This window comes from Luteolibacter sp. Y139 (assembly GCF_038066715.1).
Taxonomy (GTDB): Bacteria; Verrucomicrobiota; Verrucomicrobiia; order Verrucomicrobiales; family Akkermansiaceae; genus Haloferula; species Haloferula soli.
In genome coordinates this window covers 138,803-150,878 of the sequence record NZ_JBBUKT010000004.1, presented here as the reverse complement: position 1 = coordinate 150,878, position 12,076 = coordinate 138,803, and the positions used below count along the sequence as shown (strand labels likewise).

Below are 12,076 nucleotides of genomic sequence, written 5' to 3'. Positions count from 1 at the left end.
ACTCTCTCCGGCTCAGGCGAAATAGCTGAGGGAGTGGTGAACCACATGCCACCCGTCGTCGCGCCGCTCCAGCAGATAGGTGGCAGCCGCGCCATGGGGAGTCGGCCCGAACATGAATCGCACCACCGCCTGCCTGCCATCCTTCGTGAAACCCGGCCGCCACATGGACACCCAGGCGCATGTCCCGGGGTGACGGTTCCTGAACTGGAAATAAGTGTCCTCCTCCGTGAATTCGAACAGCTGCAGGGTCGGCGGAAGTTTCGCAAAGGACACACGGCCCTCACCCCGCGCACGCCGCTCCAGGTCTGCGCGTGCCTCCTCGGGAATCGTCCAGCCTTCTTCAGACAGCTCACTCCTGAGCTGGTCTGCGGAGAGGAAGCCCGACTTTCCCCCGTAATACTTTTCGACCAGCAACACCCCGTCATCCTTGGGTCCCGGCAGATCGGGAAGGGAGCGGAAATGGTTCAATGCCGCGAGAAGCGGCCCCGCATCCCCGGGCTTGGCGACCTTCGGCTTCGCGGGCTTTTTCACCACCTCCGGCGCGGGAGAGGGTGGCTTTGACTGCTCCGCCGGTGCCGACTTCACAGGAGCGGCACACGAACCCAGCAGACCCAAAGCACCCCACGCAGCACCTCGCACTACGGATCGCCACGACGACCGGAGACATAAAATCGAATCGGCTCGGAGCGGCGGCTTTGCAGGCATAGGTTACTGAGCAGGCTGATCCCGCGTCGATCCCGCAGCAAGGAAAGGAATCGCTTTCGTCCGTCCGAAGCGCTGCGATTTTTCCTGTAACTCTCACGTAACAAGGTCATGCGTCTCCCCTCCCCAGTGATCGCCCTGATCACCCTCGGCTGGCTCGTTTCCCGCGCCACCGCCACCAACGTCGGCGTCAACACCGTCGAGCAGCCGGTCAACCTCGGTGCACTCGCCGATCCCGCCTCCATTCCGCTCGGCCCGGTTCCAGTCGAGTGCAACTACAACTACGGCCTCCACGCCGTGATCAGCCAACCCCGGCCCTGCCAGTTCGGAGCCATGGAGTGGAAGGCAGGCACGGAACTCGATCAGAACCTCGCCCACGTCTTCGGCATCATCGTCGATCCGAAGGATTCCACCCAAGTCCCCGCACTGCCCGTGACCCTGCGGGTGAAGGCATGGCCTGCACCGGCCTACAGTCCCTACACCCGCGAGCAAGTGATGGCGGCCACCTTGCAATGCCTGCTGCGGGGAACCTACGCGCGCCCGAAGCTTCCCCTGCGGATCGAAGTCGTCTGCGACGCACCCGAGGACAAGTCATGGGCGGACAAATTCGCCGGCAATTACATCACGGAGCCTGAGCCCGATGGCCCGCCCGTCGAGCCAACACCCGTCCCCGGTTGCCACGTCGAAACCAACCGGTTCGGCATCGCCCGCGTCGTCTTCCCCGGCGTCACCAAAACCGCCGCCGCTCCTGCTCGCCCGCCAGTGCTGATCCCCTTCAGCCCGCCCAGCGAGTATGACCCCGAGCGACCAACATGGCTTCTCCTGCCAGTCTGGGCGGGAGACACCTTTGAAAATCCCCTCGAAGTTCTCGGCCGCCCCTACACGCTTTACTACGACCTCTTCAATCCTTCCGACTCCGAGAGCCCCCAGATCAACGCCCTGTTCGATCGAAGCACGGCGCTGCATTGGTCGATCGGAGAATCGCCGGAAGGAACCTCGGCGAGTCTCATGTTCGGAGCCATTGATCCGGGAAATCTGGCCGCATTCCTCCAAGCGGTCGTCTTCACCGTGCAGCCCACCGCTTCCAAGCCGCTGACCATCACGCTGATCGCACTCGCTCAACCACCGGACTTTTTCCAAGAGTGCCTTGACGCAGGCGGCTGGATCCTCGGCAAACAAGGCGGCGAACCCTCGATCACCGGCAGCTTCGTCCTCGACCCTGACACCACTCGCCTCGTCAAAGGCACCATCCCCGGCATCAAGATCGTGAGCGATGGAAAGAAGCTCCTGCGAATGACGGCCCCGACCGTCGAGGAAGAAAAAGCCACCGGCTCCCTGGAAGCAAAGCGCGAGCAAGTTAAGGACGACGCCGAAGCCCTCGGCGCCGCCTTGGAAACCTATCGCGTCACCAGCGGCAACTATCCCACCGAGCAACAAGGCCTCGCCGCCCTCGTGGAAAAGCCACGCCTCGCACCGCCTCCGAGACGATGGCTGAAGCTCATGGAAAAAGTCCCCACCGACCCATGGGGCGGAGCCTATCGCCTCGTCATCCGGGAAAAGAATGGAAAGCCCCTGGCCATCATCGTCAGCCAAGGGCCTGACGCCACGACCACCAACGACGACATCCAGGTCGAGGTCCCGGCCGGGCAGGAGTAGTCACTTTTTCGAATCCACCGGCGCCACCGGGTATCGCGCGCTGGATCAGGAAGATCCCGCTCTCGGCGGACAACGTCATCCTGATGCTCACCGACGGCATCCGGTCAACGCAGACGCACTCGCCTGAAATACCGGGAGCGCGGGATTTATCCCGCCCGACGAAACATTCGGGCGGAATGAATTCCGCGCTCCTGGTAGGCCCCATCTCGCCCGTTCACTCCACCGTCACCTCCAGGCTGCCGCTGTGCGCATTGAACTCCGGCGCATACATGCACCCGATTTCCGCAATACCCGTCTGATATTTCCCCGCATGCTGAACCCGCACGCTCGTCTCGAAGACGTGCGTCCCGGGTGGCAAGCGATCGATGAAGAAGTGGCTCGCGGTATCACGGGTCACCTCATAGTAGCCGAAACCATCCTGCCAACGGTAGCCACTGAGGACATTCAGCGGCTCCGTGCCGCTGCCGCGAAGATCCTTCAGATGGACATACTCCATCGCGCGATCGTTCTTCAGCACCACGCGGGTCACCAGCTCATCGCCCACCTTCACCGCGCCGTTCAGCGGTTCCAGCACCGGCCCCTTGTCGGTGTTCTTCCGCAGGAAGAGTGACTTCTCCAGCGTCATTGCGCTCTGGCCATGCGAGGTCACCTTCGCCATGTCCTCCAGATACTGCCAATGCACGCTGGCCCAGCTCACGCCCTCGTCTTCCTTCTTCAGCTCGATCTTCCCGAGTTCCGGCTTCACCGCTTCACCCACGAAGCGGCTTTCATAGAAGCCCGTGCCAGCCTCCACGCTCTCCGGCTTCACCTCCGTGCCGCCCAGTGAAATCTTCAGCAGGGCATCCGAGGCCAACCAGTTCTTCCCGCTCCGCAGGATCGAGTAAACCGCATCGGAAGTCGCCTTGGTGGTCTTCCAGTTGGAAACCTGCTTCTGCTTGATCAACCAAACCTGGCAATCCTCGACCGCCTTGGTGTCAGCGTCGATGTCGCGGAAAGCCTCGATCATCATCGCCTGCGTTTCCACCGGCGCCTGCCACCACCACCAGCCATCGCCCTCGCTGTCCTTCCAATACATCCCCTGTTCTTCCTCCACCGTCGCATGCTCCTTCAGCGAGCGGGTGATCAAGCCCGGCACTTCCTTGTCGCCGATGCGATTCAGAGCCAGCGCGACATGCGCGCGCGACATCCGGCTGCCCAGCTTGGTCCAATGCTTGCGCGCTTGGCCGGCGAAGTAATCGAACGCCACCTTGTCGTCCGCATTCAGCGCCTTGTCCTTCAGGAAAAAGGTCCGCATGTAGAGGTGGAAGGCCACCTCGGCATCGAGATTCTCGTGGTCCAGCAGCCTGTGCTCGCGAAGATACTCGTAGCGCTCCGTAAGATCGGCATCCAAGGCGCCCAGCGCCTTCATGGCCGCCGTGATGTCCGTCGCCACGCCCAGCGAACGCAAACGTGCGAAACCGGTAACGACGTAGCGCGTGATGTACTTGTCGCCACGACCGCCCGGGAACCACGGCCACAAACCATTGCCAAGCTGCATCGCCGAAAGCTTCGCCATCGCCTTCTCCAGCTCGCGATCCATGTGGTTGTCATCGAACAAGAGTCCCACCCGTCGGCGAGCCGCCGATTCATCCTTCGCCTCGCGCAACCATGGCGTCTCGTCCAGCAGGATGCCCTTCAGATCCGCATTCTTTTCCAGCGGACTATCCAGCGCCGTACCACCAGCCTTCCAACGATCGAAGACCTTGTGGATCTTCGGATCAGACCCTGCGATATGCCGGGCCAGCGCATTCGCATAGTAACGATTGAAGGTCTGCTCCGAGCACTCGTGCGGGAACTCCATCAGGTAAGGCAGCGCCATCACCGCATACCACGCCGGCTGAGAAGCGACCTGCACGTGAAAGAAGCGATTTTCTAGCGTCGGCGAGCCTCCGCTCTTCACCAGCTTCTCGAATTCGAAAGCCTTCGTCCCCGCATTGCGGATCGGCAGCGAAAGCGATTCCGTGACGAGGATCCGTCGCGGAATCACCGGCAGCCAACCCTCCTCACCATCGCTCAGCGCACCACTGCTCGCGACCGCCTTGTAGCGCAGGAAGCCCGCACCATCCGGCACCACCAGCTTCCACTTCACACTGCGGCTTCCCTTCGCCGGCACGGTGAAGGGCTGATCCGGCGCGGCGACACCGAGCGCAGCCGTCTTGTCCGCATCCGTCGCCGCATCCGCCAGCGTGAGCCGCGCGGTTCCCGCCTGCTCCTTATCGCTGGTATTGGTGATCTTCACCGTGAACCACAGCTCATCGCCCTCGCGCAGGAATCGCGGCGGATTCGGCTGCACCATCAGGTCCTTCGCCGTCACCGTTTCACCATCTAACAAACCACTGCGCAGATCCTTGTCATGGGCGAGGCCGAGGAAGCGCCACTTCGTCAGAGCCTCCGGCATCGTGAAAGTCATCCGCACCTTGCCATCGTCACCACTGGTGAGATCGGGAAAGAAGAATGCGGTCTCCTGCAAGTTCGCGCGCGCAGTGATCTGCCCCACGTCCACCGCTGGCGCCTGCTGCTCGCGACCGCTGTTATTAAGGATGGCATCGATGCTGTTGCGGTTGATCGCACCCAGCCCGGAACGATTGCCGGCGGTCGTGATGTCGCTGGCATCCATCGCCGCCGGCATGGGGAGGGCGGAAAGAGTCGCGGGCGCCCCGGCACTCTCGGCGAAGAAGTCGGCATTGGAGCGGAACCGTGACTTGGCGACAGCCCCGCCCATCGCAAAGCGGACGCCATGCCCAATACCAGCACCTCTTCCGAAGGAGACGCCGCCCCCGTAAATTTCAAGCTCATCGCGAAAACGCCGGAACGGTTCGCCGGGATCGAAACGATTCCACCCCGGAAAGCCCCATCGTTCTTCGAAGCCCCGTTGCTCGCTGCTGAATTGCCAATAGGGCGGATCGCTCGACTCCCGGCGCAACAGGTTCGCTAGGTTCTGGAAAGAGTGCGGCGCGAAGGCATCGAGCGAAGCGTCATAGAGTGTCGCCACCATTTCCGCTGCGACGGCTTCACCACCCGGCCCCTCGATCACCGCGGTCCACGTTTCCTTCGCACCAGGCTCAAGCTTCGAAACGAGATGCTCCCAGCGCAGCTTCAGCTCCTTGTTCGTCCACGGGACCTCCACGGAGTGATCGATTTGGTTCAGGCGGTTCATCGTCACCTGCGTGATCGCGACCGAGATTCCGCCGCGATACTTCTCCTCGATGGGAAAACGGAATACCTGCTGGGTCCGCCCTTCGGCCGACCACTCGCGTTTCAAAACCTTGCCCCCCATCCGCCATTCGATGAAGGCCCGCGCCTTGTCGTGACCGCTACCCCACAAGAGCACCGCCTCCTTGCCCGGCTCGACCGACTCCTCGGACAAGCGGGTGTAAAACGGCATCATCGTCGGAAAATCCGCCGCGTCCGGCGCGACGACCTGGATGCCGAGGATCGCTTTCACCGCACGCCCGTTCGCATCCTTCGTCTCATAGATCAGGCGATAGGCTCCCGCCTCGAGCGCGCGCTTCACGGACCCCTTGCCCTCGCCATTCGTTTCCACCGGCAGCTCGGCCACGACCTCACCAGGTTCCCACTTGTCCGGATCGATCGATGGACGCGCGGGGTCCTGCTTGTTCTCAGGATCTTGCCCCGACTCGTCTTCCTCCTCCGGCCGCGGACAAGTGGCGGGTTCCTTCAGCCGGTGAATCTTGATCACCCCCTTCGCCGCGCGGCCTTCGCCATCGTGTGAAGTCGTCTTTACCCGCAACTCCAGCTCCTTGCCAGCTTCGAGCCATTCATCCGCCTCGAGATCCGCCTTCAGCGCAGTATAGGCCACCGATACCATGCGCGTCGCCGAACGCGTCTCGCCATTGGCATCAGTCACATCGGCGGTGACCTGAAAATCGAAGACCGGCTCCACGTCCTCCCGCACCGAAGTATCGGGCTTGGCAGTGAACTCGATCATGACCGAGCCATCCGCAGCGGTCTCAACAGTTCCATGGCCGATCTCTTCCGAATCTCCTGAAATCGGCGGACACCACCAGCACCAGCGCAGCCAAACGGGAAGTCGCGTCATTCGAGTGACCCTCCACGAAACCTTCGCCCCATCGACCGGCGCACCGGTGTACGATTCTCCTCGTACTTTCACGCTCACCTTCTTCCCAAGCGTCGCCGGCTCCTTGGGCGCATCCACCTCCGCGAAAAACTTCGGCCGCTTGTATTCCTCCACGCGCACCCGAGCCACACCCGGCACGCCTTCCAACTGGATCGTGCACATTCCCAGCACACTGCCCTCCGGCGCGGTAAACGTGCCGCTGAATGATCCCTGCTCGTTGGTCGTCACTGGCAGCTTGCCGGCCTCCTTGCCATTCGGATCGCGCAAGATCACCGAGCCGCCTTTCTTCGTGAGCGTGCGGTATTTTCCGCCATTCACGTCCGCCTCGCACCAGATGCCCTTGAAGTGAATCGTCTGTCCCGGCCGATAGATCGCCCGGTCCGTGAAGAAGACTGCTTGCCGCCGCTCTTCTGGAGGCGGGGGCAGGACACCGCCGCCCCAACCTCGCACCACCGCCCGATCCTTTTCTCGCTGGGCGACCGCCAGGTAGCGGCTGTTGAGTTCGTCCTTAAACTCGAAGCGACCTTCCGCATTGGTCGTCGCCGATAGCTTGCGGGTGAGAGGCACCGATTCACGTTCCACCCACACACCCACCTCCACACCAGCCTGCGGCGTACCGGTGACCGCATCGACCACCATCCCTTCGATGCCGCCCGCTCGGTTGCCCCTCACGGTCATCGCCAGCGAGGTCACATGAACTCCGACCGCCGCCACGGTATTGTCGTCTTTCGAAAAGTCCTCCCGCGCACTCGCCGTGAGCACGTAGTAGCCCGGCGGCAGATCGGCAGGAGTCTTCACCCGCGTCTCCCGCTGGCGGAAATCGCCGTCATCCGGCAGATCGCTGTCCCACGCGCGAACTGGCGCCGTCTTGCCCAGCTGTGGCAGCGGGTCTTCCTCCAGCGTGGATTTTCCCGGCGTGAAGGTCACCGCATGCAGGCGGTACCAGACGTGCTTGAGGTTCTTGTGCGTCACCCGGATCTCCTCGCCAGCCGGGGTCCAATGCGTCTCTGTCTGAAGGGAAATCTCGCGCTGTTCCAATTCCCGCACCCCGTTCCCGCACAGCTTGCCGAAGGCATGCTCGGGGAAAGCAGCCACGCCCGCTTTCAGGATTTCATACGCCTCCTTCGTCGCCTTCTTCTGCTCCAGAATCTCCGCCAGCGATACCCGCGCCCACGCACTCACCGGACTCGCCGCATTGTCCGTGATGAAGCGCCGCAACGCTGCCTCGAACCGCGCCTCCCGGCCTTCGATGGTCGTCGCGATTCCACCCCAGCGGATCCGCTCCAGATCTGCCAGCAGGAAGGCTCCGCGATCCGCGTCGCCCTTATGGAAAGCCAGCAGCTCCTGGAAAATCTTCAGCGCCCGCGCCTTCGGAGAAGCCGCGTCCGCGATCTCCGGCTTCCACGCGATAAACTCATCCGCCGTGCCAAGCACCGCCGAATCCGCCGCAATCTCGAAGCTATCCTGCGGCCGCGACACTGCCACCTCCTCCGCCGAGTAAAAATCGAGCGCCGAGTGGGCGACAAAGTCATACAGCGTCGGCCGCAAGCCATCACCCAGCGAACCGGCCTCTAACAACTCCGCGAAATCCGCCACCGGGATTTTCTTCAAAGCCTCACCATCCGCCAGCGACCGCTGCAGCCGCACATCGATCTCCGTGAGAATCCGCGCGAGATCCCAGGTCTCAAGATCGTCCCCCACCGGCGCACCGGTCGAACTGCGCCGCATGAAGCGCCATTGATTCGCGCGATAGTAGCCGGCCATCCAGCGCGCCACCAGCGCCCGCAATACCGGCCGGGCCTGTTCGGGTGCCGTATCGATGGCGGCCTCGAGCTTCTTGATCGGCGGCGCCTGGCGCTCGATCGCAGCTTCCTGTGCAATCCGCGAGGCCAGCGCGCGGGTGCCCTCTGCCCAAGAGCCGTCGGCAAAGGCCGCCTTTTCGATACCGGCGAGTAGCTCGATCGCCGTCTTCGGCTGCTGTTTCTCCCGCGCCTCGGCGACCTTTTTCCACTCCCCGTCGCGGGGGCCGGCCATCGCCAGGGTCAGGGTGAGGCAGCAGGCTCCCAAAGCCCGGATCAGCGTTCGGATGGATTTCATAATCGTGAAGGCTCCCTCCACCTTGAATCGGGTGGCTCCAGTTGTGACACCCGAAATCCACGATTCTTGGGTTTTTCACAAATCGTGGCATCTCGCACGCCGAGCGCCCGTCCACCCCACCGCGTCACCTCACCAGGGTCGCCTCGCCCTCACTCCGGGCCACCAGCACGGCCACGCAGGTATCGCCGAAGACATTCACCGCCGTCCGGCTCATATCGAGGAAGCGGTCCACCGCCAGCAGTACGCCGACCGCCAACTCGGCATTCTCAATGTGCGAGTTTTTCAGAATCAGCAGGATCGCCACCAGACTCGCATGCGGCACCCCGGCAATGCCGACGCTGGTAAGCAACGCAGCAACCACCACGAAGAACATCTCCCCAAATCCCATGTGAGCCCCCATCACCTGCGCCACGAACATCACCGCCACGCACTCATAGAGCGCCGTCCCGTCGGTATTGATCGAGGTCCCGATTGGCAGTGTGAACGATGTCACCCGCGGCGACACCCCACACTTGTCGCGCACACATTCCATCGTCAGCGGCAGCGTGGCCGATGAGGAAGCGGTGGAAAACGCCATCACCAGCGCGCTCTTCACCGCCGCGAAGTGACGCTTCGGACTCACGCGAGCCACCAGCAGCAGCACGATCGGCATGGTCACGCCAAGGTGCAGGCCCAGCGCGAGCACCACGGTTACGACGTATTTCCCGAGATTCGCAAACAAGCCGAAGCCGGTGGAATAGACCACTGGAAGGATCAGCGCATACACCCCGATCGGAGCGAAGGACATGATCCAATGCACGATCGTCCCCACCGCTTCAGAGGCCGCGATGAAGAACTCCCGCAAGCTCTTCCCCTTGCTCCTCCGGCAAACGCGTGACCGCCACCGCAAACAGCATGCTGAAGATCAGCACTCCCAGCACCGACTCGTTCGACGATGCTGCGGAGAAGATGTTTTCCGGCAGCATCGAGCGAAAGATTCCCGAGATACTCGCCCAGATCCCCTTGCCCTTCGGGATGTTCCCGGAAGCCGCATGGACCTTTTCCATGTCGCTCTCACTGACGCCGTCGTGATGGGTGAAGGCATCGCGAATGGCTACGTTCGGCTGTCCATCGGTAAGCCCCGGCTGGATCGTGTTAACAAGAAACAGCCCGAGCAGGATCGCGAGCAACCCCGTGGACATATAGAACCCCAGCGTCTTCAACCCCAGGCGACCAAAGCCCTGCGCATCCTTCAACCCCGCAATCCCCCCCACCACCGAGGTAACGATCAGCGGGATAATGATCATCTTCAGCGCCCTGAGGAACAAATCCCCAACCAGCTTGCAGCCTTCCAGCGAGCCAGTGACGAAGGTCACATCCGACTTCTCGCCGAACAATCCGCGGAACGTCGCCGCCGTCAGCGTGGCAAGCAGCAGCGCGGTGAGAATCTGCCAGTGGAGGGCGAGGCGGCGTTTCATGATAGAGGATTGGCGAACTCGTGAGCACGCCTAGTACCGGTTAGACAAGGGACTGGGGCAAACCGGGGCAAGCACCATCGGGCGTCTTGGCACTTGGCACTTTCCACATCGCCCTTACCCTCCCCCCGTGCTCCCTTGGTTCCAAAACGGCGCGTTTCCCCTCTATCTGGCCCCCATGGCCGGGGTCACGGACGTGGTTTTTCGCCAGATCTGCAAGGAACTCGGCGCGGACGTGATGGTCACCGAGTTCGTCTCGGCTGAGGGCATCATGCAGGCCGACGACCGGACGCGGAAATACACCGAATTCACCGAGGAACAGCGCCCCGTCGGTGTTCAGCTGTTCGGTGGCGACGGCGAGCGCATGGGCGAGGCCGCCAAGAAGATCATCGGCTGGAAGCAGCCCGACTTCATCGACATCAACTTCGGCTGCCCGGTCAACAAGGTCGTATCGAAGAACGGCGGCTCCTCCCTCCTGAAGGATTGCCCCACCCTCGCCTCGGTCGCGGCCGGGGTGAAAAAGGGCGTCGGCGACGAGGTCCCCGTCACCGCCAAGATGCGGATCGGTTGGGATGACAAGACCATCAATGCCGTCGAAGTCTGCCGCATCCTCGAGGACTGCGGCATGGAAGCGATCGCCGTCCACGGCCGCACCCGCTCGCAGGGCTACTCCGGCGAGGCGAACTGGGAAGTCATCGACGCCTGCGCCCGGGCGGTGAAAATCCCTGTCATCGGCAATGGCGACATCTCCACCGGCGCCGACCTCGAACGCCGCAAGCGCGAAACCGCCGTCTCCGGCGTCATGATCGGCCGCGCCGCCATGCAAAACCCCTGGGTCTTCCGCGAAGCCAAGCACTTCCTCCAAACCGGCGAAGCCCTCCCCCCCGTCCCGCTGGAAGACCGCTGGGCCCTGGTCCTCCGGCACTGCCAGCTGGCGGTGAACAGCGCCCGCTACGGCGCCGAAAAGCACGCCATGATGTCCATGCGCGCCCGGCTGATGGCCTACTGCAAGGGCTTCCCCGGTGCCAAGGAGTTGCGTCAGCGGCTGGCCCAAGTCCAGTCGGTCGTCGAAGTCGAAGACATCGCAGCCCTGTCGCTCGCCACGGCGGCAGATATGGCGGCCGTTTCGGCGTTATAATTTCGCATTTGCAGCGTCCGCGCACCTGCTAGGGTCGCGCGCATGGAAAGCCACGAAGTCCTCCGCAACGCGTTCTCCAAAACCAGCCCGAAGGCGGTTGCCTCGGACTTGGGGATCTCCCTCTCACTCGTTTACAAGTGGGCGGAGAAGCAAAGCGACGACGGCAGTGGCAGCCGCAATCCCCTCGACCGGCTCCTTAAGATCATCGAGCTGAGCGACGACCTCCGCATCGTCGAGTGGATCTGCCAGCAGAGCGGCGGTTACTTCGTGCGGAACCCCAAGAGCTCCAGCCAGAAGGCCTACCAAGTCCTGCCGGCCACCAACGAAATCGTCGGCCAGTTTTCCGCGCTCCTTCAGGAGATCTCCACGGCCGCGCTCGATCACTCCATCACCAAACAAGAGGCGAAGGACATCCGCGAATGCTGGGACAAGCTGAAGAGCTACGCCGAAGGGTTTGTCCGTTGTTGCGAGGAAGGCGACTACGACCAGATGCTGCACATCCCGAAGCCTTCCGAAGGCCCGCCGCGGTATCAGGTGAAGTAAGGAGCGGCTGCTACCGATTGGGCGATAACATGCTTACAGGCTGGCCCCGGCTTTCTGACTTCAGCGCTACTGTGGGCAGGCTTGCCACAGCCGAGGATATTCGTGCAAAGCGGGCCGCCTTCCTCCTCGAATCGGAAGGAGTGAGAATCGGTGAGCCAATCGACCTGAAGCTCCCTTGCTACGCATGGATGGTGGACGATGAGACCGGAGACCGGGAGCGATGTATTGTTCTCCAAGCGGAAGAAGCCGACGGAATTCGCTATTTCGGGGTTTGGCTGATCGACCAGAAGAAACCATCGGTCGGCCTCGAGAGCGATTTTGAGATTGTCGAATCCTGAAGCCTGCCCA

General features: G+C 62.5%; 8 protein-coding genes. 4 read left to right on the top strand and 4 right to left on the bottom strand.

The genetic code is table 11. The features are described from left to right. Positions 1 to 12 precede the first annotated feature (12 nt). Positions 13 to 585, bottom strand: a complete 573-nt coding sequence (locus WKV53_RS11750; RefSeq protein ID WP_341404784.1) for a nuclear transport factor 2 family protein — start codon at positions 583 to 585, stop codon at positions 13 to 15. Positions 586 to 813: 228 nt separating this feature from the next. Here WKV53_RS11750 and WKV53_RS11745 point away from each other — a divergent pair, with 228 nt between their 5' ends. Next, positions 814 to 2,358 (top strand): type II secretion system protein GspG, encoded by a 1,545-nt coding sequence (locus WKV53_RS11745; protein ID WP_341404783.1) that lies wholly within the window; start codon positions 814 to 816, stop codon positions 2,356 to 2,358. A 214-nt stretch (positions 2,359 to 2,572) separates the two neighbouring features. Here the strand turns inward: WKV53_RS11745 and WKV53_RS11740 are convergent, their stop codons facing one another. The 3 genes from WKV53_RS11740 to WKV53_RS11730 form a co-directional block, all read right to left on the bottom strand. Next, positions 2,573 to 8,593 (bottom strand): alpha-2-macroglobulin family protein, encoded by a 6,021-nt coding sequence (locus tag WKV53_RS11740; protein WP_341404782.1) that lies wholly within the window; start codon positions 8,591 to 8,593, stop codon positions 2,573 to 2,575. Positions 8,594 to 8,717: 124 nt separating this feature from the next. Further along, positions 8,718 to 9,392 (bottom strand): dicarboxylate/amino acid:cation symporter, encoded by a 675-nt coding sequence (locus tag WKV53_RS11735; protein ID WP_341405172.1) that lies wholly within the window; start codon positions 9,390 to 9,392, stop codon positions 8,718 to 8,720. Positions 9,393 to 9,408: 16 nt separating this feature from the next. Beyond that, positions 9,409 to 10,050, bottom strand: a complete 642-nt coding sequence (locus tag WKV53_RS11730) for a dicarboxylate/amino acid:cation symporter (RefSeq protein WP_341404781.1) — start codon at positions 10,048 to 10,050, stop codon at positions 9,409 to 9,411. Between the two features lie 127 nt (positions 10,051 to 10,177). Here WKV53_RS11730 and dusB point away from each other — a divergent pair, with 127 nt between their 5' ends. Genes dusB through WKV53_RS11715 form a run of 3 tightly spaced genes read left to right on the top strand, consistent with a single transcriptional unit; the run spans position 10,178 to position 12,066 of the window. Then, positions 10,178 to 11,185, top strand: coding sequence for a tRNA dihydrouridine synthase DusB (dusB, locus tag WKV53_RS11725; protein WP_341404780.1), 1,008 nt, complete (start codon positions 10,178 to 10,180; stop codon positions 11,183 to 11,185). A 42-nt stretch (positions 11,186 to 11,227) separates the two neighbouring features. Next, positions 11,228 to 11,728, top strand: coding sequence for a phage regulatory CII family protein (locus WKV53_RS11720; RefSeq protein ID WP_341404779.1), 501 nt, complete (start codon positions 11,228 to 11,230; stop codon positions 11,726 to 11,728). 29 nt (positions 11,729 to 11,757) lie between these two features. Further along, complete coding sequence (locus WKV53_RS11715) at positions 11,758 to 12,066, top strand: hypothetical protein (RefSeq protein WP_341404778.1); 309 nt, start codon at positions 11,758 to 11,760, stop codon at positions 12,064 to 12,066. Positions 12,067 to 12,076 lie beyond the last annotated feature (10 nt).